We start from the raw sequence: 21,283 nt of genomic DNA on the forward strand, positions 1-21,283 counted from the left end.
CACACTGACACTCGCAGACATACAAGAATTCGCCGATCTGGAAAATGCTTATGAAGCAAAGTGTGTTTGGGAGGATGAAGCGAATGTAAGGGATAATGACGGCATTCTTGGAATAATAGATTTTGAGGAATGGTATTCATTCTGGAAAGAAAATCGAACCGCAATCGAGAATGGTTCGCTGCGTCCTGATTCAGACGAAATCTATGAAGAAGTCGAAGACGATGATTTTGATGAGCTCGACGATAGCTCTTTTGGTGGGAAAGGCCATCCCGATGCCTTTTGAGCTATTTGAAAGGTACAGGTCGAAACATCCATGCCGTGACCGCGTTGATTTGCATTTGAAGCTGACCTTTTATTGTCACTGGGATTTGTGCACGGACGGCGCACGGCAGGAAGGTCCCGCATCTTGACCCCTCGACTGAGTCAGCGCGAAGGTCCGCTCTGACCAGTCCCGCCGGATCGCTTCATGGCCGTTTCGGGCTGCCTGCGGTCATCTGACGGTTTCTATCAGGAACGTCAGCCGAGCTTGAGGACATGAGCGGCAGCAATGCGCAGGAAGCGGCGTTTGCAAAGTTATCCGTAAGGCACTAGCCATTGTGCCGCGGTCTATGGATGAAGCTGGGAGCAGGTGTCTATGTTAGAAGGGTTTGAAGAATGGTTTGCTATTCGGAACCGACATTGCGACGATGATATATGGCCTGGCAAGTTAAAGTTTAGCGAAGACACTGGCATCACGCTTGAAGCCATTTGCCACCTGGATAGTGGAAACTTTTCTGAGGCTCCCTGTTGTGAAAAAGGAACCATCACCGGTTACCTTGATTATCAGCGACCAACGACGATCATTGACCCGTGGGTTCAATCGCAGGGTGGTGGCAGTATCGGCGTGGACACGCCTGTAATGAGAGCCAAGTCACGTATATTGGCGAGCGCCGTACTAAAGAACATTAATCTCGAAGATCCAAACGAGAAATGCTTCACAGCCTTAAACATGGACATGCCATCTTTCAGTGCCTGGTATGCGCCTCAACTTGTTAAGTCTGACTATGAGCATCTGAAAGAAAATAAATTCCCTACAGCATCGGTCGAGATTGACCATCCTACGCACGAACAGTTCACGCTTAATGATGAGAAAAATGCAACAGTTCGAAGCCTTGTCGAAACACGTGACGAGGAAGGTGTGACGAAGGTAGTTCAGCGAACATTTCTGAAATTTGAGTTTCCAAGTCCAGTCGACTACGCCACTGTTCAGGCATGGATTTGGAGGGTGAACACATTGTTTTCGTTCTTACTTGGATGCCGAATGGCTCAAAATCCATATCAGATTAACACCACACACACGAGGAAATGGAATGGAGAGGACGAGCAGGTCACGGCCGAGCTATTTTTCCACCCGATCTTCAAGAGCAAAGTACATCACGTAAAGTGGTATGATGCACTTTTTATGAGGCATAACTGTGCACTCACCGCAGAAGAATTGTTGAATGCTACATCCGAACAGTCTGAAGACTTGTTCTATTTGATGAATATGGTCCTTCGGATGGAAAAACCGGAAAAACTGTCTGCAAGCGATTTTAGTGAGCTAGTAGGGTGCATCGAAGACTTTGACATCAAGGTCAATGGAAGCGGGTCGTCGCGTGACGTAAGGGCAGCCAGAAAGAAGTTAAGAAAAGTTGTAAAAGACCATGGTGATGATAGTGACATTCATACCTTGGACGAACTTACAAGAAGCCAGCCAAATCGCTTAACCTTGGCTGAACGCCTTGGCCGCCTGCAGCAGAACTGGTCAGACAGCGGTTTTCAAGGAAGCATTGATATCGATAGAATTAAAAAAATCAGGAATGATGTCTCACATGGTCGAGGCGTAGACTTGTCTGTTGATGATTATCAGGAGATTGTATGGCTTAATTATAATCTTTGTGCGATGGCGCGTTTCCATGTTTTGCGAACGCTCGGAATTGAGGCGGAAGCCATTGGGGCTGCCTTCAGGCGTCTAGGTTTCAGATACCGCCAATACGCTCCAGCGCCCACATCCGATACATAGGTAAAGATGGATTACGATGGTCCCCTTTGGGCTGACACCGGTCTTTCGCCGCATCAAGCCCGAGCGGCCGCTTCGGTGACTACCGCACCTCGGCCCGACGAGTCGCTTGCACCCCCTCCCATGGTTCCTCCAAGGCGCTGATCGTATACGGGGGGGCTGAGCGCGCGATTTCGCTAGCGACTGGATTCCTCACCGGGGAATCCACTTGGAATCCACCCCGACTGGCCAGCTCGGAATTCTGACTCATTATCAAAGACTTGGCTGACCGCCCGGCTGGCCCAAGTGGATTCCTCGGAGGAATCCAGGAATCCACCTGCGCGGAATCCACCCGAGCCAGACGCCACCCGAGGAAGCCACCTCGCAAAACCGCTCGCAGGCGTGCCAGGACGATGTTTTGGGAAGATGTTGATTCCAATGCAAAAAACCCTTTGACATTTCTAGCCCCCTTGACGTACCCCTTGATCATCGAAGAATTGCGCCCGGAGGAGACACCTCGCGGGCGTTTTGCTTTTCCCGATATCGCGGACCCTGATGCTGCTGCCGACTTTTCGGTCGCGCCTGTGCGTCTGCCCGCCCTTCACCACAGCAGAGAACACAGATGGACCTTGTCTTCGCGCCAAGCGAGATCGAGGCGTGGCCGATCGAGCGGCTGCGCCCCTATGCCCGCAATGCCAAGATGCATGGGTCGGACCAGGTGGCGAAGATCGCCGCCAGCATGGCGCAGTTCGGCTGGACCGTGCCCTGCATGGTGGCCGATGACGGCGAGCTGATCGCCGGGCATGGTCGGGTTCTGGCCGCCACCATGCTCGGGCTGACCGAGGTGCCGGTGATCCGGCTGAGCCATCTCGACGAGGCCGAGCGCCGGGCCTACAGGATCGCCGACAATAAATTGACCGAGCTCGGCGACTGGGACGAGGCCTTGCTGCGCGACGAGATCGCGGGGCTGCTGGCCGAGGATTTCGACCTGTCGCTGCTTGGCATCAGCGATGATGATCTCGACGCCCTGCTGCGGGATCCGGAAGCGCTGGGCGACGACGGTCCTGTCGAAGGCGAAGATGACGTGCCCGATGTGCCGGTCACGCCGGTATCGGTGCCGGGCGACCTGTGGCAGTTGGGCGCGCACCGACTGATCTGTGGCGACAGCACGTCTGCGGATGTGGTCGGGCGGCTTCTGGGTGACGTTCGGCCACTGCTGATGGTGACCGACCCGCCCTATGGCGTCGAGTATGACCCAAGCTGGCGCAACCAGGCGGGTGCGGCCAAGACAAAGCGCACCGGCAAAGTTCTGAATGACGACCGTGCGGACTGGCGTGAGGCTTGGGCGCTGTTCCCTGGTGATGTCGCCTATGTCTGGCATGGCGCGCTGCATGCCGCGACCGTGGCAGAAAGTCTGACCGCCGCTGGCTTTGCCATCCGCTCGCAGATCATCTGGGCCAAAGACCGGCTGGTGCTCAGCCGCGGCGATTATCACTGGCAGCACGAACCCTGCTGGTACGCGGTGCGCGCCAAGGGCAAGGGTCACTGGGCCGGAGACCGCAAGCAGACGACGCTGTGGCAGATCGCCAACCGAGATCAGGATTCGGACACCGTGCACGGCACGCAGAAACCGGTCGAATGCATGCGCCGCCCGATCCTGAACAACTCGAACCCCGGACAGGCGGTCTACGAGCCCTTCATGGGATCCGGCACGACGCTGATCGCGGCGGAAACCACGGGTCGGATTTGTTACGGGGTCGAGCTCGACCCGGCCTATGTCGATGTTGCCATCGAGCGCTGGCAATCCTTCACCGGCGAAGAGGCGGTGCTGGTGGAAACCGGCGAGAGCTTCGCCGCGCTGAAGGCCAGGAGGCGCGCGGCATGAGTGTGCAGATGCGTCCGAGCCAGATCGCGTTCTGGCCGCTGGAACGGCTCAAGCCCTATGCCCGCAACGCGAAGACCCATGACGCCGATCAGGTGGCGCGGATTGCCGCCAGCATGGCCGAGTTCGGCTGGACCGTGCCCTGCCTGGTTGGTGAGGATGGCGAATTGATCGCCGGGCATGGCCGTGTCCTTGCCGCCGCGCAGCTGGGACTGGCGGAGGCGCCGGTGATCGTGCTGGGCCATCTGAGCGAAGCGCAACGGCGAGCGTATCGCATCGCGGATAACAAGTTGTCCGAGCTGGGCGGCTGGGACGAAGCGCTGCTGCTCGAGGAACTGCGCGGGCTGATGGCCGAGGATTTCGACCTGGGGCTGATCGGAATCCCCGACGACGAGCTGGAGGCACTGCTCAAGGATGCGGATAGCGCTGATGATGATCGCACGCCGATCGATAACGACACAGCCGACACGATCCCCGAGCCCCCGGCCGAGCCGATCACCCGCCCCGGCGACATCTGGGCGCTGGGCGCGCACCGGCTGATCTGCGGCGATGCCACCGACGCGGATGTCGTGGCCAGACTGATGGAGGGCGCGCAGGCGTCGCTGATGTTCACCTCGCCACCCTATGCGCAGCAGCGCGACTATGGCGCAGCCAAGGAGAAGGTGGGCGATTGGGACGCGCTGATGCAGGGCGTGTTCGCGGCGGCACCGGTCATCGACACGGCCCAGTTGCTGGTCAATCTCGGCCTCGTTCATCGCGATGGTGAATGGGTCCCCTATTGGGAGCGCTGGCTGGACTGGATGCGCAGCTCTGGCTGGCGGCGCTTCGGCTGGTATGTCTGGGACCAGGGGCCCGGCCTGCCGGGTGACTGGAATGGTCGACTGGCCCCGTCGCATGAGTTCATCTTCCATTTCAACCGCGCGCCCCGCAAGCCTCACAAGACCGTCCCGTCCAAGCACGCAGGCGAGACGCTCGGCGGTGGGGGCTTGCGCGGCGCCGACGGCACGGTCCATCGCAAGACCGGCTTCGGCAATGCGATCCAGACCCAGCGCATCCCCGACAGCGTCTTCCGCATCATGCGCCACAAGGGCGGACTGGGTGCAGCCGGATCGCACCCGGCCGTGTTCCCGGTGGCGCTGGTCGAGGCGGTCCTGGCGGCCTTCACCGATCCGGGCGATCTCATCTACGAGCCGTTCTGCGGCTCCGGGACCCAGCTGGTCGCGGCGGAACGCACAGGGCGGCGCTGCTTCGCGATGGAGTTGGACCCGGTGTATTGTGATGTCGCCGTTCGGCGGTGGGAAATGGCGACGGGACGGACAGCCATCCGGACCGCCGAACGCGAGGAGGCCGCACAAATGCGATAGTGTGCGTCGGCAATGCGGGTCGCACTTGCACTTGACACATTCGGATGCAACGACCGCTCCCAGTTCTTTATTGACGTTTGTGGCGCCTGAGTTAGTAGTGGTAACCAGGGCATAACAAATAAAAATTTATAAGGAACAGTGGAAAAAAGCATGACGCAACGATCACCGACACCAGAAGAATCTTTCTACTTTCAATCGGCCGCATTGGCTGAAAGTATCGTCGCTCTTTCAAAAATGGAGCAGAATGGGTTCACGGAAGTTCCCGCTTTGCCCGCAATATTGAATGGTAATTTCCTTAAAACAATGCGTGACCAGTACGGCGCCCCAGTTTTCGGCGGGCAGGGTGCTCTATTGGCATGCATATACTTGTTGGCCGTCCTTCCTCTGGAGTGGGCTGAATCACGCGCAAAAGAAGGACACGAACACCTTAAGCAAATTGACTTGAGCAAGGCGCGCGGCATCGCGCACAGAGTCGCGCAAAATTCTGCGCGGTCGGGTTACTGTTCGGATTCATGTGTTCTGAGACATCTGAGGAATTCCATTGCCCATGGCAGAGTCGACTTTGAAGAAGACGGCAAGTTTATTTTTAAAGACGAATATAATGGGAAAACTTTCAGGGCTGAAATGACTATGGAAGGCGTAGGTGAGCTTGTTCAGGCGTTGTACAACGCAGCACGTGAATATTTCATATCGCAGTTTGGGCAAGCGAAAAATTCCTAACGGTATATCGAGAGACCGCATCGGAAGGTCAGTTGCAGCCATCCTTTCGGGACGCTTGCAGCTTTGCAAACTCCACTCCCTGCGCAGACCTGCCGTTCGATCGCAGCGCGGCATTGGGTGAAGCGGGCCCCAAGCCGTCATCTGACCCTTTTGGTCGGACTTGGGGGATCCCCAATCAACCTGACCGGCGGCAGCCTGGACCCGCGTCACGTGATCCGATGCACCGTCCCTCGTCTGTCCTCTTTCGCGGACGTGATCGCGAGGCCCAGCTTCTTCTTGAGCGCCCCGGAGATCATGCCGCGCGCGCTGTGCGCCTGCCATCCGGTCGCCTCGACAATCTCTCCAATGGACGCCCCCTCGGGGCGCTGCAGGAGCGCGATGATCTGCGCCTGCTTGGTGCCGCTGCGGATGGTCGGAGGCTTCGGAGCCTCAGACATCGGCGCGGGATCCGGCTTCGCCTTGCGCGACGCGCTGGTGGCCTTTGCGACCACGGGCTCGATCCCGATGGCCTCCAGTCCCGCTTCGGTCGCGATCAGCGTGGTGCCATGGCCGTCACCGGTCTCGCGCCAGAGGGGCTCGCCCCTGCGGATATCGGCATCGACCTCTTCAATCCAGCCGCGCGTGACCATGGCGGTCACGGACTTCTGGGCGGCGGCACCATGCAGCCCCTCGGGCAGCGGCATGGCCAGATTGCCGGGGCGGGTGGCCGCGCGGCTGAGGATGATGGTCTGGGTGTCGGTGAGTTTGGGCATCGGGGCCTCCGGTGATCGCGGGCAGCATGCAATACGCGCCCTTCTACCGGGTGAAGCCCGCCGTGTTGGCGGGCTGCCCTGAATGCCGGGCTGGAAGGCTCACTCGGCGTGTTCGCCCTCGCCAAAGGCGCTGTTGGTGATGCGCTTGAGCAGGCTGGCGTAATGCTCGAGGGTCCCGACCATCGCCCAGCCCACCTCGTCGGGATGGCAGTTGAAATGCTCGTCGCTGAGCGCCTGCAGCCGGGCGAGCATCTCGTCGATCTCGGCCTTCTTTCCGATGAAGGCGTTCAACGCGGCTTCCTTGTTGCGTCGCGCCTTCTCGGCGCGCAGCTGGTGGCGGGGCGTGGTGATCGGGTTCAGGCGGGTCATGGTCATGTCTCCTCTCGCGTGCAGTGGCGGGGCCCACGGGCCCCGCGCGTATGATGGCTCAGGCGGCGCTGGCGGCTTCCAGCGTAGCGATGTGGCGGCGCAGCGTGGCAGCTTCTTCGCGGGCGGCGTCAGCCCAGAAGGCGGCGCGGGCATTGCAGGCGTCAGCGAGGCGCTGGGCATCGGCCTGCGTGAAGCGGTTGACCCTGTGCGCGCGGCCATGGCCCGTGCAAGTGGCACGGTGCGTGTCGCCTTCGGTCGTGACGGTGAAAGTCAGCGGGGCAAAGTCGTCGATGACGATCCAGTTCTGCGCGGCGACGATGGTGCAGGCGCTGGGCGCGAGGAGGGTTTCGATCTCATCCGCGGCGGCGCGGAACTCGGCGATCAGGGTGTGGGCGGGGGTGGTCATGGCGTGGCTCCTTCGAGTGAGTTGCATCGTTTCCGTGCAACCACCATCGCTCTGACGGGCCGATTATCGTAGGCAATTCCGAGCAATATCATGGCTTTATGATCGTCAGACCTGCCTCACGCGATGCAATCCGGATCGACCAGCGCGGCTTGCTCGGCCGCGTGCCGCTGGGCAGCGTCGGGTGGATCGCGCTGCGCGTTGACCATGGCTTTGAGCAGCGCGCGGGCGACGCAGGCCACCTCATCGGCCCCGGCGCTGGTGAGATGCACATCATGAATGGCGATGGCCTCGCCCAGATCGGTCAGGACATAGAGCGTGGCAAATTCCGCCTCGGGCGGGTCGCAGGTGATGGTGTCGCGATCATTCGGGCCGACGGCCACGCTGCGACAGAAGCGCAGGTCGAACCCGATGGCACAGTTGCGCCGGACAAGATCATCGAGGGTTTCGCCCTCGGGCAGGCAGTTGAGCGACAGGTCCGTCATGGGCGGCCTCCTCAGATCAGTTGCAGGCTCGCCAGCATGGCGCTGGCGGCGGCAAGCTCGGTGGTGGGCAGTTCGATCTTGATGTGCGAGATCACGTCCGACGCCTCGGCTTTGATGCCTTCGTCGCGCAGCGCGGCCTCGATCATCCGGGCGGCCGCGTCGCGATCCTTGAGGTTGAGCGGATCGGGCAGCGCGGCGTAATCGATGCGGATGGTGGTAATGGCGGTCATGGTCAGGCTCCCTGATCCTGCTTTTCGATCATGGCGAGGATGGCGCAGGCCATGCCGCCGAGGAATTCACCGCGGCGAAACACGATCTCGTCGATCCCGTTCGCGGTTGTGAAGGTCGGCTGGACCGCCAGGCTCTCTGCCATGTGCGGCAGCAGGCGGACGGCCTCGGCGTTGTAGCGCTCTGCGATGGTCATGGGGCTGTCTCCAATCCGGTGCCTGGCGGTGCGCGATGCACCCGCCTTGTGGGGGTCAGAGTCGCTCGACCGGAAAGTGTAATCAACGGAAATATACGGTTTTCCGCGTTTATTTCCAATGTCTTGAGGGGTTTTCGGTGCCATGAAAGGTATGTCCGAGCGCGCCTATGCCGCCCACGCCGGGCTGTCGCGCGGGGCCGTGCAGAAGGCACGCAAGGCCAGCCGGTTGGTGGTTTACAGCGATGGCTCGATCGATGCCACTGCATCGGACGCCCGCCGCGGGGCAATGACCGATCCCGATCAGCAGATACGGTCGCGGGGCGGCGGCGACGGGATGATCAGCGGGCCCGGCGAGACCTCGTCCTATATCAAGGCGCGCACCGCGCTGACCGTCTACATGGCGCAGGACAAGCAGATCGCCATCCAGTGCAAGAAGGGCGTGCTGGTCGACCGGGCGCGCGCCGAGACGCTGGTGTTTCGCCTCGCGCGGCAAGAGCGCGATGTCTGGACCACCTGGCCCACGCGCGTGGCCGCCCTCATGGCCGCGCAATTGTCTGCAGATATGGAGAGTGCATCCGGGACGCCCGTGACGATCGAGACTGCGATCCTGCAAAGGGTGCTGGAAACCCATGTCCGAGAGCAGCTCGACGCCCTGGCCGATCTCCGGGTCTCGCTTGAATGACGCAGATCATGACGAGGGCCTGACCAGCGACGACCTGACCGCAGACCTCGATCTCGGTTTTGAGGGCGCCGAGGACATCCTGCGTGCCTGGCGGCGCGGCGTGCGTCCCGATCCGGATCTCACCGTGTCGGCCTGGGCGGATCAACATCGCTGGCTTTCATCGCGCGCCTCGGCCGAGCCGGGGCGGTATCGGACCGCGCGCACGCCGTATCTGCGCGACATCATGGATGCGCTCTCGCCCGGTCACCCCGCACAGCGCGTCACCTTCATGAAGGCGGCACAGGTGGGCGCCACGGAAGCGGGCAACAACTGGATCGGGTTCGTGATCCACCACGCGCCGGGGCCGATGCTGGCGGTGCTGCCCACGGTCGAGATGGCCAAGCGGAGCTCGCGCGGGCGGATTGATCCGCTGATCGCGGACAGCGCGGCGTTGCGCGAGCGCGTGCAGCCGGCGCGGTCCCGCGATGCCGGCAACTCGATGCTGTCGAAGGAGTTCCCCGGCGGCATCCTTGTGCTGACGGGGGCCAACTCGGCCACCGGCCTGCGCTCGATGCCGGCGCGATACATCTTTCTCGACGAGGTGGATGCCTATCCGGCCTCCGCCGATGAGGAAGGCGATCCGGTCACGCTGGCCGAGGCGCGCACCACCACCTTCGCGCATCGGCGCAAGGTCTTCATGGTTTCGACGCCGACGATCCGCGGGCTGTCCCGCATCGAGCGCGAGTTCGAGGCCTCGGACCAGCGCCGGTATTTTGTCCCGTGCCCGCATTGCGGCCACATGCAATGGCTGCAGTTCGAGCGCCTGCGCTGGGCGAAGAACCAGCCCGAGACCGCAGTTTATCATTGCGCGGGCTGCGAGATGCCCATTGCCGAGCATCACAAGACGGCGATGCTGGAGAGTGGGGAATGGCGCGCGACCGCCGTGCCCGCTGATCCCCGGGCAATCGGCTTCCACCTCTCGGCGCTCTATTCGCCGATCGGCTGGAAGAGCTGGGCGCAGATCGCGCGTGACTGGCTGGCGGCGCAGGGCTCGGACGAGATGCTGCGCGCGGCGCGCAACACGCTGCTGGGCGAGACATGGGTCGAGCGCGGCGAGGCGCCGGACTGGCAGCGGCTGGCAGATCGACGCGAGAGCTATCCGGCGCAGATCCCCGCGGGCGGGCTGTTCCTGACCGCGGGCGCGGATGTCCAGAAGGACCGTATCGAGGTCGATGTCTGGGCCTGGGGGCGCGGCGGCACAAGCTGGCTGGTCGATCACATCGTCATCCCGGGTGGGCCGGATGACCCGGCCTGCTGGGAGGCGCTCACCGCGCTGCTGGGCCGGACATGGGTGCATGAGCACGGCGCGGTGATGACGCTGGCGAAGCTCGCGATCGATACCGGCTACGAGTCTGCGGCCGTTTATGCCTGGGCGCGTCAGCAGGGCACGGCACAGGTCGCGCCGGTGAAGGGCATGGAAGGCTTCAACCGCGCCACGCCCGTGTCGGGGCCGACCTTCGTGGATGCCACGGTCAACGGGCGCAAGCTCAAGCGCGGCGCCCGGCTCTGGACCGTGGCCACGGCCACCTTCAAGGCCGAGACCTACCGCCATTTGCGGCTGGAGACGCCGAGCGACGAGCAGCGCGCCAACGGCGTGCTCAACCCGCCCGGTACAGTCCATCTGCCGGACTGGGCCGACAGCGAATGGCTCAAGCAGCTGGTGGCCGAGCAACTGGTCACGATCCGCAACAAGCGCGGCTACGCGCGCCAGGAATGGCAAAAGCTGCGCGAGCGCAACGAGGCGCTCGATACCCGCATCTATGCCCGGGCCGCGGCCTGGATCCTCGGCGCAGACCGGTTTGACGCGCGGATGTGGCAGAGCCTCGAGCAACAGGCCGGGGTGGAGACCGCCGCCCCCGAGCCGGACGCGGCACCCGAGACACCCACCGAGCCTCAGGCGGGGCGCGTGACGACACCCCGGCGGCGCGGCTGGCGGGTGAGCACGCCAAAATACATGGAATGAGCATGACCCTCGACGATCTCAAACGCCACCACGGCGCACTGCTGGCCGCGCGCTACAGCGGCACGCGCAGCGTGAGCTATGACGGCAAGACCGTGACCTATGGCTCGGACGCGGAACTGGCGGCCGCGATCGCGGATATCGAGCGGCGGATCGCATCGCTGGAACGCACCGGCCGCCGCATCCTCCGCCCGTATGCCGCAAAGGACCTGTGATGACCGCGATGAACTGGCGGCAACGCCTCGGCGCCTTCATCGGCGGGTTCGACGCGGGCCAGCACCACCGTCGGCTGCGGGGATTTCGTGCCACCCGCGCGCATGTCAACGCGCTGATCGCGGCCTCGGGGCCCGACATCACCGCCCGGGCGCGCTGGCTGGTGCGCAACAATGGCTACGCGGTGAATGCGGTGGAAAGCTGGGCCGCCAATACCGCGGGCGACGGGATCAAGCCGATCTCGAAGATCGCGGATCCAGCCCGCAAGGAAGAGCTGCAGCGGCTGTGGCTGGCCTGGACCGACGAGGCCGATGCCGAGGGGCTGACCGACTTCTACGGGCTGCAGCGCCGGGCCGCGCGCGAGGTCTTCATCGCCGGCGAGGTGTTTTTTCGGATCCGGCCCCGGCGCCCGGAAGACGGGCTGCGCGTGCCGCTGCAGCTGCAGATGTTGCCGGCGGAAATGCTGCCACTGGAGCAGAGCGGGACGGCGGCCAATGGCAACGCGATCCGCCAGGGGATCGAGTTCGACCGGATCGGGCGGCGCGTGGCCTATCACTTCCTGCGCCGTCATCCTGGCGACAGCACGGAGCCTGGCCTCGCCGGCGAGATCACGCGGGTGCCGGCCGCCGAGGTGATCCACGTGATCGACCCGGTCGAAGGGGGTCAGCTGCGCGGGGTGTCGAAACTCGCGCCCGCGATCGTGAAGCTCTTCCTGCTCGATCAATACGACGACGCCGAGCTCGACCGCAAAAAGGTCGCGGCGATGTACGCGATGTTCGTGACCTCCCCCGCGCCGGAAAACCCGCTTGCACCGCCGGAGGACGAGTCGGATGCCGGCCTCGAGATCAGCCCCGGCCAGATCGTGCGGCTCGATCCGGGCGAGGATGTCACCGTGGGCCAGCCCGCCGACAGCGGGGCCACCTACGAGCCCTTCCAGTACCGCACGCTGCTGCAGATATCGGCGGCTCTGGGCATTCCATACCCATACCTTGCCAATGACATGGTGAAGGGCAACTTCTCCAACTCACGGCTGGCACTGATCGAGTTCCGCCGTCGTGTTTCGGCCTGGCAGCACTCGGTCATGGTCTACCAGCTGTGCCGTCCGCTCTATGCGCGCTGGATGGATGCGGCCGTCTTGTCGGGCGCGCTGACCTTGCCGGATTACGAGACCAACCGATCCCGGCTGCTCACCGCCGACTGGCTGCCGACCAAATGGGACTGGGTCGACCCTCTCAAGGACGCCAATGCCGAGATCGTCCAGATCGAGGCGGGGCTCAAATCCCGCACGCAGGCCATCGCCGAGCGCGGCTTTGACGCCGAACAGGTCGACCGCGAGATCGCCGCGGAACATGCCCGCGAGCGCGCACTGGGCCTCGACTTCCGCCGCCCCGGCTCGCCCGCGCAGGGCGCCGCGGACGTGCCGGTTCATGGGGATGATCGAGACGGGACCCCGTCCGACGACGCAGACGACGATGACGACACCGCGGAGACCCGCCCGCGCCCAGACGAGGACCAGCCCTGATGCTTCACGCCCGCATTGCCGCGCGCGCCTTCAACACGCCGCTGCTGGTCGAGCCATCCAAGGCCATGGCGTTCCTGTCGGGACTTGGCCCGCGGATTCTGGGGCGGCAGGTCGAACTTGCCGATCAAGACAGCACGGTCGACATGTCCGGCATCGCTACTCTCTCCGCCCAGGCCAGCCTCCTCACCGGTGGGCTTGCCGACCGCTATCGCCAGCATGGCGAGGCGCCATTTCCGGTCCTGGATGGGATCGCCGTGATCGCGATCTCCGGGGTGTTGATTCATCGCGGCGGCTGGATCGGGGAATCCTCCGGCCAGACCAGCTATGAGGGAATTGCCGCGCAGATCGAAGCGGCGGCCAGCGACCCGTCCGTGCGCGGCGTGGCGCTGGAGATCGACAGCTCCGGCGGCGAGGTGGCCGGGGTGTTCGATCTGGCCGACCGCATCCGCGCGCTCCGCCGCGACAAGCCGGTCTGGGCCTTCGTGGCCGAACACGCCTTCTCGGCGGGCTATGCGCTGGCCTCTCAAGCAAACCGCATCCTGCTGCCGCGCACCGGCGCGGTGGGCAGCATCGGAGTTGTCGTGATGCATGCCGATCTCAGCGGCCAGCTCGACCGGGACGGCGTGCGCGTGACGCTGATCCATGCGGGATCCCACAAGGTCGACGGCAACCCCTACGCACCGCTGCCGGACGCGGTCCGCGACGACATCCAGGGCGAGATCGATGTGCTGCGGTTTCTCTTCGCCGAGACCGTCGCCGCGGGTCGCGCCGGGCCCCTGAGCCAGGACGCCGCGCTCGCGACCGAGGCCGCGATCTATCGTGGGACCGATGCTGTCACGGCGGGGCTGGCCGACGAGATCAGCGATCTCGCGCGCGGCTTCGCCAGCTTTCGCGCGCATGTCGCACACACGCAAACCCGGCCGCGTTCGGCCACACGGGCAGCAATGCCATCCCGATCCAGCCCCCAAACCACCACCCGAAAGGAGACCGCCATGGCCCATGCGCCAGATAATGAGACCACGCAGCAAGACAGCGTCGACAATGTGCAGCAGGACGACGAGAGAAATGCTGCGCCTGATCGATCCGAAGATAGCGCGTCTCTCGAGGCAACCGGCACACCGCACACGCCTGATGCGGCGGCTGCGCCAGCCACACCAGCGCCCGGGGTCGCATCCGCATCTTCACCGGCATCTCCACAGGCATCAGCAATGGATCAAACGTCCTCGCAGCCCGGACCCGGCAATCTGGCTGAGCTTTCGGCGCAGCTGCGCCAGGAGGCGGTGGAAATCACCGAGATCGCCGCACAGGCGAGCCGCCTCGGGGTTGCCATCGACGCGGCGAAAGCGCTGCGCGAGGGCACCACGCCGGAGGCCCTGCGCAGTCTTGTCCTCAAGCGCGCCAGCGCCGCAACCGACGCCCGCGATATCGTCGCCGCCCCGCCGTCGCCGGTCCTGCCGCAGGCGCAGGAAAGCCCGATTGTGGCGGCCGCAAAACGCGCGGTCGCGACCAGCACGAAAGCCTGACCCGCAACCGAACCGTCCTGCGCCGCGCAACCGATCCCCGCCGCATCCCCGGTGGGGGATGTCTTTTGTTCCCCTGATACAGGATCGCCACCATGCCCGTTCTGACCCAACCACCCACCATGGGCGATGTCCTCAAATACGAGGTCAACCCCAACTACACCCGCGAGACCGTCATGCTGCTGCAGGGCATGCCGTACCCGGTCGGCTCAGTGCTGGGTAAAATCACCGTGAACGGCGAATACAAGCTGGCAACCTCAGGCGGAACTGACGGCGCGCAGACCGCCGGGGCCGTGCTGCTCTACGCGGTCGATGCCACGCCCGGCGATGCCGTCGGCGTCGTGCTCATGCGCGGCCCCGCGATCGTGTCGCGCGCGGCGCTGGCTTACGACGGCACCGTCGATGACGCGACCAAGATCACCACCAAGATCAGCCAGCTGGCGGCCCTCGGGATCATTGTGCGCGACACGGCCTGATTGCTTCAACCATGCCATTCCTTGACGGCCCGGCGCGGCACGCCTCCCTATATCCCTTCCCCGGAGATCTCCATGACCCTCACCCGTAACCCGTTCGACGCAGGCGGCTATTCGCTCGCCGAAATGACGCAGGCCATCAACATCCTGCCCAACCTCTATACCCGCCTCGGCCAGATCGGCCTTTATCGCTTCGAGGGCGTCACGCAACGCTCCATCGTGATCGAGCAGCGCGAGGGCGTCCTCAGCCTGCTGCCCTCGGTCCCGCTCGGCGCGCCCGCCACGGTCGGCAACCGCGAGCAGCGCTCCATGCGCAGCTTTGCCCTGCCGTGGATCCCGCATGACGATGTGATCCTGCCTTCGGATATTCAGGGCATGCCCGCGCTGGGCGTGTCGGACGCTGCGGACCCGCTGGTCGAGGTGATGAACCGCAAGCTCACGCTCATGCGCCGCAAGCATGCCCAGACCCGCGAATACATGGAGATGAACGCGCTGCGCGGCATCGTGAAGGACGGCGCGGGCACCACGCTCTACGACTACTTCACCGAGTTCGGGCTCACCCGGATCTCCGTCGACTTCGTGTTCGGCACGGCTGGCACCAATATCCAGGGCAAGGTCCGCGAGACCCTGCGCGGGATCGAGGACAACCTTCTGGGCGAGACCATGACCACCGCCCATGCGCTGGTCAGCTCGGAATTCTTCGACAAGCTGATCGCGCATCCCAAGACCGAGGACGCCTACAAGTTCTACTCGGCCACCGGCGGCCAGCCGCTGCGCGACGACATGCGCCGCGCTTTCCCTTTCGCGGGGATGCTGTTCGAGGAATATAACGGCTCGGTCACCCTCTCGAATGGCAGCTCGGAACGACTGATCCCCGCGGGCGAGGGCATCGCGTTTCCGCTCGGCACGTTTGATACCTTCACCACCTATGGCGGTCCCGCGAACCTGCTGGAGACCGCCAACACCGTCGGCCTGCCGCTCTATGCCCGCCAGATGATCGACGCCAAGGGCCGCTGGATCGACCTGATGACGGAAAGCTCAATCCTGCCGGTCAACAAGCGCCCGCGGCTGGCGATCCGCCTGCACAGCTCGAACTGACGGGTAAGGCCATGTCGATCTTCGCCCTTGCCATGGACACACTCTTTGGCGATCCCAACATCGCCCGCGATGCTGTCTATATCTCGGACGCGGGTGCGCCCGTCCTGATCCGCGTGGTCACCCGCCGCGCGGACGACGTCTCCAGCTTCGGCGACGCGCGCATCTGGTCGGAGACCACGCGCATCGATCTGCGCGTGGCGGAGGTGGTTCAACCGCGTCCCGGCGACCGGATCGAGATGGATGGCGAGGCGTTTCTCATCCAGGGCGAGCCGGTGCGCGACCGCGAGCGGCTCGTCTGGACCATTGACCTGAGGCCTGCGTGATCCTCATGAAGTTCAAACTCGACATCACCCCCGACCTTGCCACCATGATGGCCGCCGAGATCAAGGCGGGCGAGAAGGCTGTCACGGCCGCCACGCGCGAGGCCGGGACCAGCCTCAAGACCGCATGGCGGAGCCAGATCACCGGTGCAGGGCTGGGGCTGCGGCTGGCGCGTACGATCCGCAGTGAGCAATATCCGAAGGGTCAGCCCAGCCTGAACGCCGCCGCGCTGGTCTGGTCGAAAGCGCCCGACATTATCAGCGCCCACGATACCGGCCCGCTGATCCGCTCGCGCAACGGCTTCTGGCTGACGATCCCGACAGCAGCCGCCGGCAAGTCCCGCCGCGGCGGCCGGATCGGCCCGGTCGAATGGGAGCGCCGCACAGGTCTGCGCCTGCGCTTTGTCTACCGCCGCTCCAGCCCGAGCCTGCTTGTCGCCGAGGGGCGGCTGAACAAGGGTGGCCGTGCGGTGGCCTCACGCTCGAAAACCGGCCGCGGCCTAACCACGGTGCCCATCTTCCTGCTGGTGCCGCAGGTCAAGCTCCCGAAACGGCTGGATCTCGACCGAGATACAGAGCGGGCGCATGGCGCGCTGCCGAGACTGATCGTGGTGAACTGGGTGGACGGGCGGCTTGGGTGACGGTTGGGTGCGTCAATGCACATCGGTCAAACCGTTAGAGCGGCGCAACCGATCTGCCTTGCTTTCAAACCGGTGGCCCAAAAGGTAACGTGCCGTTAGGATTGACGTTAAAACGCGCCGTGAAACACCATGCCCACGACCGTAAGATTGCAACAGGACAACGCCTTTTTGCTGAAAGCCCAGCAGCAGTTTCGGCGAGCAGCAGATGTGGTGACGGAGGCATGGTCGACTTTCCCTGAGGTGATGACGATCGCGGTCATCGGGTCGGTTGCCAAGCCCCTGTGGAAGGAAGTCCCGCGTTTCGCGCCATACCGGCGTCGTGGAATACCCCTTTGGCATGAATGCAAGGATCTGGACCTGGCTCTATGGCTCGATGACTTGACCAATCTTGGCGCGTTGAGGCGCGCAAAGGCAGCGGCGCTCCGAAGGGAGCATGAACAGCAGCCGGACTTTGGCGTTGCGGATCATCAGATCGACATCTTCCTGTTCGAGCCGGGAACAGATGCCTATCTTGGACGCCTTTGCAACTTCAACCGCTGTCCGAAAGGGCGGCCGGAATGCACAGTCCCGGGCTGTGGAACTGTGCCATTCATGCGCCAGTTTGCGGATTTCTCGGTGTGGCCCGATATCCTCTCGGGTGCGGACAACGCGACGCTATACACGCGAGATGGCGGCATCCAGCGTTCGGCCTTGACCCTGGCCGAGCCTCTCGACGCTCCGTAATCGTCGCAGCTCGCTACGGGCCAAGCTGCGATCTGCATGCCCATCCACTTTCAGTAACCAGATCTGAGAAGCCTTCCAATGCCCTCGACCCGCGAGACGATCCTTTCTGCGCTGACGGCGCAGCTGGCCGCGCGCGCCGGCGCCGAGGTGCGGCGCAATGCGACGCTACCCGAGCGGGTGCCGACAGGCGGGCTGGTGATCCTGCGCGACGGTGAGCCGGGCGCGCCGGACGTGACGCTGAGCCCGTGGCGGGCGTGGTATAGCCACCGCGTGGAGATCGAGGCGTTCATGCCGCCCGGCGCGCCGGAGGCGGCGCTCGACGCGCTGCTCACGCGCATCGGGGCCGCACTGGCGCAGGATGACAGCCTCGGCGGGCGCGTCGAGTTGATGACGCCCTCGGCGCCGGAGCTGCAGCCGGTGCCGGTGGAGGGCGGCGCGCCATTTCTGGCCGCCACCCTCGCGGTCACGCTGGACTACCAGGTCAGCGATCCGCTGACCGGCTGAGCGCGCCCCGTGCGCGCAGACACCAAAACCACACGACACATCCCGACATCACAGGAGAATGCCCATGGGCAAGCAACGCGCCTACGGCGCCGATGCCACACTCAAGGCCGTGCGCGAGACGCAGTATGGCGGCGCAACGACCGGTCCCGTCCGCCAGCTCGATTTCAAGACGGCGGATCTGTCGGCGAGCATCCCGCTCGGCGATGACCCGCTGCTGGGGCGCGGGCGCAACGCGCAGGCGCCCTATCGGGGGCTGGTCACCGATGAGGGCCAGCTCGAGATCCCGTTCGATCTGCAGGGCACGGGCTGGTGGATGACGGCGCTCTTCGGCGATCCCGCGACGACCCCGCAGGCGGCCACGGGGCGCCTGAGCTTTGCCGAGATCCCCGCTCCGGGCGCCACGCTCACGCTGAACGGGGTGACATGGAGTTTTGTCGCCGGCGTTGCGGCGGGGAACGAGACCGAGATCGGCGCCACGCTGGCGGATACGCTCACCGCGCTCGCCGCCGACCTGAACGCGGCCACCGATCCGGCTCTCACCGCAGCCACCTATGCCGTCGAAGACGACACGGCGCTGGGAATCACCCATGACACCCTTGGCCCGGACGGCAACGCGTATACGCTGGCCGCCTCGAGGGCCGCGCGCTCGGCGCCGACGCTCACCGGCGGCGGGTATCGCCATGTCTGGCGCAGCGGGGCAGACACGCTGCCGTCCTTTCTTATCGAGATCGGTCACCCGAAGCTCACGACCTCGGTCTTTTTTCGCCACCCGGGCGCGGTGCTCGAGGAGCTGTCCTTCCAGATGGGCCAGGAGGGGCCGGCCAACGCGACCGTCTCGGTGGTGGCGCAAGGCGAGGAGACCGAACGCACCACGCTGGAGCCCAACCCTGCCGCCTTCGCGCTGCGCCGCTTCAGTCAGGGGCGCGGGCGCATCAGCCGCGCGGGTGCGCCACTGGCCGGTGTGACGGCCGGCTCGCTGACCTTCTCCAACGGGATCGAGCGGGTGCGCTCCATTCGTGAGGATGGCCGGATCGATGGCGCGGATCCCACGCTCGCGACCTGCGAGGGATCGCTGACCGTGCGCTTTGACGGCGAGACGCTGGTCGCCGAGGCCGCCAGCGGCGATCCGGTGGCGCTGGTCTACGGCTTCTCGATGGCCCCGGGTTACGCGCTGAGCTTCACCCTGCCGCAGGTCCACCTGCCCAAACCCAAATATGCGATCACCGGCCCCGCCGGGGTCGAGGCGAGTTTCGAGTGGCGAGCCGCCGCCGATGCGGCCGGCGTCATGCTCGAGGTCGCCCTGCTCAACGATGTTGAAACACATGGAGGGACCTGATGATCCGTCTCGACCTCAACCAAACCTCCGACTGGCTCGATCTCGGGCACGGCGTGCAACTGCGCGTGGCCCCGATCACCACCTCGCTGATGAACCGCGCCCGCGAGGAGCCGATCCTCGCGGACCTGCCCGAGGAGGCCAGCGCCAATGCGCGCGGCATCGCGCTCGCCAAGGCGCTGGCGCGCGTGGCGGTGGATGACTGGGCGGGGGTGCATGACGAGGCGGGCGCACCGGCCGAGCTTTCGCCCGAGGGGCTCGACGCGCTTCTGGAGATCGTGCCGATCTTCGAGGCGTTCCAGCTGCGCTACGTGGCCCCGGGCCTGCATCTGGAACAGGAAAAAAACGCCTCGGCGCCCTCGCAGACTGGCACTTCGGCGGGGGCGCCGAATACTGCGGCAACTGCGGCCAAATCTGCGAGGCCTGCCCGGCGCGGCAAAACGCGCCGCTGACGCGCGAGGGCATGCTGGCCTGGGATGTCGCGCGCGAGGCCACCGGCCAGTTGCGCGTCTCGGGCGGCGCGGTCGTCGGCTGGGACATGGGCGCAGTGCTGGCGATGGCCGACGCAAACGGGCTCGACCGCAGGGCGGCGGTGGAGCTTCTGCCGGTGATCGAGGCGACGATGGTGCGCGCGCTCAACGCGCAGATCCGGGCGCAGCGCCCGCAGTGACCATCCACACCCCGAACGCAAAGCAACAGGGATCGGAGGCCCAATGACCAGTGCTGTCAAACAGGTCACGGTGCGGCTGGCCGCCGAGGGCGGCCGGCAGGTCCGGGCCGAACTGAAAGGCATCGGCGAAGACGGGGCCACCGCCTTCCAGCGCCTGAGCTCGGAAATGGAGGCGGCCAATGCGCGCGCTGACCGGTTCTTTCGCCGGCTGCGGATTGCGGCCGCGGCGGGGGCGGCCGCCGCGGCCACCGCCGCCACGGCCATGATCCGCTCCGGGCTGCAGGCCGTCGATGCGCAAGCCAAGCTGGCGCAATCGCTGGGCACCACCGTCGAAAGCATCCAGACGCTGGAGCGCGCGGGCGAACTGGCGGGTATTTCGATGTCGGGCATCGAGCAGGCGACGAAGGATCTGACGCGCCGGCTCAGCCAGGCGGCGGCCGGGACCGGGCCGGCGGCCGATGCGCTCGACCGGCTGGGCCTGTCTGCCACCACACTGATAGCCCTGCCGCTGGACCGGCGTGTCGGCGCGATCAACGCGGCGATCGCGGAGTTCGTGCCGGTCGCCCAGCGCGCCGCTGTCGCGGGTCAGCTTTTCGGCGAGGAAGGCTCCATCGCGATGAGCCGGATCGACACCGCGACGCTGCGCCAAGCGACCGCGGACATGCGCGCTTTCGGGGTGGTGGTCTCCGAACAGGATGCCGCCCAGATCGAGCGGACCAATGATGCGATCTCACGGCTGGGGCTGATCTGGCGCGGGCTGGCCAACCAGCTGGCCGTCGCGGCCGCGCCCGCGCTCGAAGTCGTGGCAGAAGCCATGGCGGCGCTGGCCGCGCGGAGCGGGCCCGTGGGTCGTGCCATCGCATCCGTGCTGGACAATCTCGACCGGCTTGCCGCGACGCTGGCCGCGGTCGCGGGGCTCGTGGCCGGGCGCTTTGTTGCGGGGCTGATTGCTGCGGCCTTCAGCGTGCGGGGGCTTGCCACGGCGCTGGCGGTGTTGCGCGGCGCGCTCATCCGGCTGCCCTTTGTCGCGCTGGTGATCGGCGCACAGGAGCTGATCCTGCGCTTTGGCCGGCTGGTCGCGGCCGCGGGGAATTTCTCGGGCGCGCTCGATCTGCTGCGCGGCGTGGCCGCGGAGGTCTGGGACCGCATGGGCATTGGTGCGCAAGCGC

Annotated in this window: 25 protein-coding genes and 1 pseudogene; 20 read left to right on the forward strand and 6 right to left on the reverse strand. The window is 64.8% G+C overall.

The features are described from left to right. The 5 genes from ACROSR_RS17640 to ACROSR_RS17660 form a co-directional block, all read left to right on the forward strand. The coding region (locus tag ACROSR_RS17640; protein WP_432687212.1) for a hypothetical protein at nucleotides 1-283 on the forward strand (283 nt) is incomplete at its 5' end. A 351-nt stretch (nucleotides 284-634) separates the two neighbouring features. Then, nucleotides 635-2,041 (forward strand): ApeA N-terminal domain 1-containing protein, encoded by a 1,407-nt coding sequence (locus ACROSR_RS17645; protein ID WP_432687213.1) that lies wholly within the window; start codon nucleotides 635-637, stop codon nucleotides 2,039-2,041. 598 nt (nucleotides 2,042-2,639) lie between these two features. Then, nucleotides 2,640-3,902: a site-specific DNA-methyltransferase gene (locus ACROSR_RS17650; protein ID WP_432687214.1), complete on the forward strand. Its 1,263-nt coding sequence runs from the start codon at nucleotides 2,640-2,642 to the stop codon at nucleotides 3,900-3,902. Then, complete coding sequence (locus tag ACROSR_RS17655) at nucleotides 3,899-5,263, forward strand: site-specific DNA-methyltransferase (RefSeq protein ID WP_432687215.1); 1,365 nt, start codon at nucleotides 3,899-3,901, stop codon at nucleotides 5,261-5,263. The genes ACROSR_RS17650 and ACROSR_RS17655 overlap by 4 nt, the downstream gene beginning before the upstream one ends. A gap of 150 nt (nucleotides 5,264-5,413) precedes the next feature. Further along, entirely contained in the window at nucleotides 5,414-5,983 is a 570-nt protein-coding gene (locus tag ACROSR_RS17660) for a HEPN family nuclease (RefSeq protein WP_432687216.1), read from the forward strand. Between the two features lie 206 nt (nucleotides 5,984-6,189). Here the strand turns inward: ACROSR_RS17660 and ACROSR_RS17665 are convergent, their stop codons facing one another. From ACROSR_RS17665 to ACROSR_RS17690, 6 genes are all read right to left on the reverse strand, one after another. Beyond that, nucleotides 6,190-6,735 carry a DUF3489 domain-containing protein gene (locus ACROSR_RS17665; RefSeq protein WP_432687217.1) on the reverse strand — a complete coding sequence of 182 codons (546 nt, stop codon included), beginning with the start codon at nucleotides 6,733-6,735 and terminating at the stop codon, nucleotides 6,190-6,192. Nucleotides 6,736-6,834: 99 nt separating this feature from the next. Beyond that, a complete protein-coding gene (locus ACROSR_RS17670) occupies nucleotides 6,835-7,104 on the reverse strand; it encodes a hypothetical protein (RefSeq protein WP_432687218.1) in 270 nt (89 codons plus the stop codon). Between the two features lie 58 nt (nucleotides 7,105-7,162). Beyond that, complete coding sequence (locus ACROSR_RS17675; RefSeq protein ID WP_432687219.1) at nucleotides 7,163-7,510, reverse strand: hypothetical protein; 348 nt, start codon at nucleotides 7,508-7,510, stop codon at nucleotides 7,163-7,165. A gap of 116 nt (nucleotides 7,511-7,626) precedes the next feature. Then, nucleotides 7,627-7,992 (reverse strand): hypothetical protein, encoded by a 366-nt coding sequence (locus ACROSR_RS17680; protein ID WP_432687220.1) that lies wholly within the window; start codon nucleotides 7,990-7,992, stop codon nucleotides 7,627-7,629. 11 nt (nucleotides 7,993-8,003) lie between these two features. Then, nucleotides 8,004-8,222 carry a hypothetical protein gene (locus ACROSR_RS17685; RefSeq protein ID WP_432687221.1) on the reverse strand — a complete coding sequence of 73 codons (219 nt, stop codon included), beginning with the start codon at nucleotides 8,220-8,222 and terminating at the stop codon, nucleotides 8,004-8,006. 2 nt (nucleotides 8,223-8,224) lie between these two features. Then, on the reverse strand, nucleotides 8,225-8,416 hold the full coding sequence (locus tag ACROSR_RS17690; protein WP_432687222.1) for a hypothetical protein: 192 nt from the start codon (nucleotides 8,414-8,416) through the stop codon (nucleotides 8,225-8,227). A 142-nt stretch (nucleotides 8,417-8,558) separates the two neighbouring features. On the opposite strand from ACROSR_RS17690, the gene ACROSR_RS17695 reads away from it, so the two are divergent. From ACROSR_RS17695 to ACROSR_RS17765, 15 genes and pseudogenes are all read left to right on the forward strand, one after another. Beyond that, the gene (locus tag ACROSR_RS17695; RefSeq protein ID WP_432687223.1) at nucleotides 8,559-9,098 is read left to right on the forward strand and encodes a hypothetical protein; all 540 of its coding nucleotides are present in this window, start codon (nucleotides 8,559-8,561) and stop codon (nucleotides 9,096-9,098) included. Further along, the gene (locus tag ACROSR_RS17700) at nucleotides 9,046-11,100 is read left to right on the forward strand and encodes a phage terminase large subunit family protein (RefSeq protein WP_432687224.1); all 2,055 of its coding nucleotides are present in this window, start codon (nucleotides 9,046-9,048) and stop codon (nucleotides 11,098-11,100) included. Before ACROSR_RS17695 ends, ACROSR_RS17700 begins: the two co-directional genes overlap by 53 nt. 2 nt (nucleotides 11,101-11,102) lie before the next feature. Beyond that, on the forward strand, nucleotides 11,103-11,312 hold the full coding sequence (locus tag ACROSR_RS17705) for a phage head-tail joining protein (protein ID WP_336419803.1): 210 nt from the start codon (nucleotides 11,103-11,105) through the stop codon (nucleotides 11,310-11,312). A gap of 8 nt (nucleotides 11,313-11,320) precedes the next feature. After that, nucleotides 11,321-12,832 (forward strand): phage portal protein, encoded by a 1,512-nt coding sequence (locus tag ACROSR_RS17710; protein ID WP_336419839.1) that lies wholly within the window; start codon nucleotides 11,321-11,323, stop codon nucleotides 12,830-12,832. Next, nucleotides 12,832-14,355, forward strand: a complete 1,524-nt coding sequence (locus tag ACROSR_RS17715; RefSeq protein ID WP_336419802.1) for a S49 family peptidase — start codon at nucleotides 12,832-12,834, stop codon at nucleotides 14,353-14,355. The genes ACROSR_RS17710 and ACROSR_RS17715 overlap by 1 nt, the downstream gene beginning before the upstream one ends. 92 nt (nucleotides 14,356-14,447) lie before the next feature. Next, nucleotides 14,448-14,828: a head decoration protein gene (locus ACROSR_RS17720; protein WP_336419801.1), complete on the forward strand. Its 381-nt coding sequence runs from the start codon at nucleotides 14,448-14,450 to the stop codon at nucleotides 14,826-14,828. A gap of 72 nt (nucleotides 14,829-14,900) precedes the next feature. Beyond that, nucleotides 14,901-15,923, forward strand: coding sequence for a major capsid protein (locus ACROSR_RS17725; RefSeq protein ID WP_432687225.1), 1,023 nt, complete (start codon nucleotides 14,901-14,903; stop codon nucleotides 15,921-15,923). Between the two features lie 11 nt (nucleotides 15,924-15,934). Further along, nucleotides 15,935-16,246 carry a head-tail joining protein gene (locus ACROSR_RS17730; protein ID WP_336419799.1) on the forward strand — a complete coding sequence of 104 codons (312 nt, stop codon included), beginning with the start codon at nucleotides 15,935-15,937 and terminating at the stop codon, nucleotides 16,244-16,246. A gap of 5 nt (nucleotides 16,247-16,251) precedes the next feature. Continuing rightward, nucleotides 16,252-16,884: a DUF6441 family protein gene (locus tag ACROSR_RS17735; protein ID WP_336419798.1), complete on the forward strand. Its 633-nt coding sequence runs from the start codon at nucleotides 16,252-16,254 to the stop codon at nucleotides 16,882-16,884. A gap of 129 nt (nucleotides 16,885-17,013) precedes the next feature. Next, the gene (locus ACROSR_RS17740; protein WP_336419797.1) at nucleotides 17,014-17,607 is read left to right on the forward strand and encodes a hypothetical protein; all 594 of its coding nucleotides are present in this window, start codon (nucleotides 17,014-17,016) and stop codon (nucleotides 17,605-17,607) included. 78 nt (nucleotides 17,608-17,685) lie between these two features. Further along, complete coding sequence (locus tag ACROSR_RS17745; RefSeq protein ID WP_336419796.1) at nucleotides 17,686-18,111, forward strand: acyl-CoA transferase; 426 nt, start codon at nucleotides 17,686-17,688, stop codon at nucleotides 18,109-18,111. Between the two features lie 64 nt (nucleotides 18,112-18,175). Then, a complete protein-coding gene (locus ACROSR_RS17750; RefSeq protein ID WP_432687226.1) occupies nucleotides 18,176-19,447 on the forward strand; it encodes a phage tail tube protein in 1,272 nt (423 codons plus the stop codon). Next, complete coding sequence (locus tag ACROSR_RS17755) at nucleotides 19,447-19,896, forward strand: phage-derived protein YdaY family protein (RefSeq protein WP_336419794.1); 450 nt, start codon at nucleotides 19,447-19,449, stop codon at nucleotides 19,894-19,896. Before ACROSR_RS17750 ends, ACROSR_RS17755 begins: the two co-directional genes overlap by 1 nt. Nucleotides 19,897-19,907: 11 nt before the next feature. Next, complete coding sequence (locus tag ACROSR_RS17760) at nucleotides 19,908-20,114, forward strand: DUF7697 family protein (protein WP_336419793.1); 207 nt, start codon at nucleotides 19,908-19,910, stop codon at nucleotides 20,112-20,114. A gap of 43 nt (nucleotides 20,115-20,157) precedes the next feature. After that, nucleotides 20,158-21,283: pseudogene (locus ACROSR_RS17765) on the forward strand (phage tail tape measure protein); the annotation flags it as partial.

It is taken from the genome of Roseovarius tibetensis (genome assembly GCF_050896375.1).
Classification (GTDB): domain Bacteria; phylum Pseudomonadota; class Alphaproteobacteria; order Rhodobacterales; family Rhodobacteraceae; genus Roseovarius; species Roseovarius tibetensis.

What these genes read in the sequence shown, in the direction of transcription:
- ACROSR_RS17680 (WP_432687220.1), bottom strand. Translation starts at nt 7,992, where the DNA reads ATGACGGACCTGTCGCTCAACTGCCTGCCCGAGGGCGAAACCCTCGAT.
- ACROSR_RS17665 (WP_432687217.1), bottom strand. Translation starts at nt 6,735, where the DNA reads ATGCCCAAACTCACCGACACCCAGACCATCATCCTCAGCCGCGCGGCC.
- ACROSR_RS17725 (WP_432687225.1), top strand. Translation starts at nt 14,901, where the DNA reads ATGACCCTCACCCGTAACCCGTTCGACGCAGGCGGCTATTCGCTCGCC.
- ACROSR_RS17715 (WP_336419802.1), top strand. Translation starts at nt 12,832, where the DNA reads ATGCTTCACGCCCGCATTGCCGCGCGCGCCTTCAACACGCCGCTGCTG.
- ACROSR_RS17685 (WP_432687221.1), bottom strand. Translation starts at nt 8,222, where the DNA reads ATGACCGCCATTACCACCATCCGCATCGATTACGCCGCGCTGCCCGAT.
- ACROSR_RS17655 (WP_432687215.1), top strand. Translation starts at nt 3,899, where the DNA reads ATGAGTGTGCAGATGCGTCCGAGCCAGATCGCGTTCTGGCCGCTGGAA.
- ACROSR_RS17710 (WP_336419839.1), top strand. Translation starts at nt 11,321, where the DNA reads ATGAACTGGCGGCAACGCCTCGGCGCCTTCATCGGCGGGTTCGACGCG.
- ACROSR_RS17760 (WP_336419793.1), top strand. Translation starts at nt 19,908, where the DNA reads ATGCTGGCCTGGGATGTCGCGCGCGAGGCCACCGGCCAGTTGCGCGTC.
- ACROSR_RS17690 (WP_432687222.1), bottom strand. Translation starts at nt 8,416, where the DNA reads ATGACCATCGCAGAGCGCTACAACGCCGAGGCCGTCCGCCTGCTGCCG.
- ACROSR_RS17645 (WP_432687213.1), top strand. Translation starts at nt 635, where the DNA reads ATGTTAGAAGGGTTTGAAGAATGGTTTGCTATTCGGAACCGACATTGC.
- ACROSR_RS17750 (WP_432687226.1), top strand. Translation starts at nt 18,176, where the DNA reads ATGGGCAAGCAACGCGCCTACGGCGCCGATGCCACACTCAAGGCCGTG.
- ACROSR_RS17650 (WP_432687214.1), top strand. Translation starts at nt 2,640, where the DNA reads ATGGACCTTGTCTTCGCGCCAAGCGAGATCGAGGCGTGGCCGATCGAG.
- ACROSR_RS17670 (WP_432687218.1), bottom strand. Translation starts at nt 7,104, where the DNA reads ATGACCCGCCTGAACCCGATCACCACGCCCCGCCACCAGCTGCGCGCC.
- ACROSR_RS17700 (WP_432687224.1), top strand. Translation starts at nt 9,046, where the DNA reads ATGTCCGAGAGCAGCTCGACGCCCTGGCCGATCTCCGGGTCTCGCTTG.
- ACROSR_RS17705 (WP_336419803.1), top strand. Translation starts at nt 11,103, where the DNA reads ATGACCCTCGACGATCTCAAACGCCACCACGGCGCACTGCTGGCCGCG.
- ACROSR_RS17695 (WP_432687223.1), top strand. Translation starts at nt 8,559, where the DNA reads ATGAAAGGTATGTCCGAGCGCGCCTATGCCGCCCACGCCGGGCTGTCG.
- ACROSR_RS17735 (WP_336419798.1), top strand. Translation starts at nt 16,252, where the DNA reads ATGAAGTTCAAACTCGACATCACCCCCGACCTTGCCACCATGATGGCC.
- ACROSR_RS17755 (WP_336419794.1), top strand. Translation starts at nt 19,447, where the DNA reads ATGATCCGTCTCGACCTCAACCAAACCTCCGACTGGCTCGATCTCGGG.
- ACROSR_RS17660 (WP_432687216.1), top strand. Translation starts at nt 5,414, where the DNA reads ATGACGCAACGATCACCGACACCAGAAGAATCTTTCTACTTTCAATCG.
- ACROSR_RS17740 (WP_336419797.1), top strand. Translation starts at nt 17,014, where the DNA reads ATGCCCACGACCGTAAGATTGCAACAGGACAACGCCTTTTTGCTGAAA.
- ACROSR_RS17745 (WP_336419796.1), top strand. Translation starts at nt 17,686, where the DNA reads ATGCCCTCGACCCGCGAGACGATCCTTTCTGCGCTGACGGCGCAGCTG.
- ACROSR_RS17720 (WP_336419801.1), top strand. Translation starts at nt 14,448, where the DNA reads ATGCCCGTTCTGACCCAACCACCCACCATGGGCGATGTCCTCAAATAC.
- ACROSR_RS17730 (WP_336419799.1), top strand. Translation starts at nt 15,935, where the DNA reads ATGTCGATCTTCGCCCTTGCCATGGACACACTCTTTGGCGATCCCAAC.
- ACROSR_RS17675 (WP_432687219.1), bottom strand. Translation starts at nt 7,510, where the DNA reads ATGACCACCCCCGCCCACACCCTGATCGCCGAGTTCCGCGCCGCCGCG.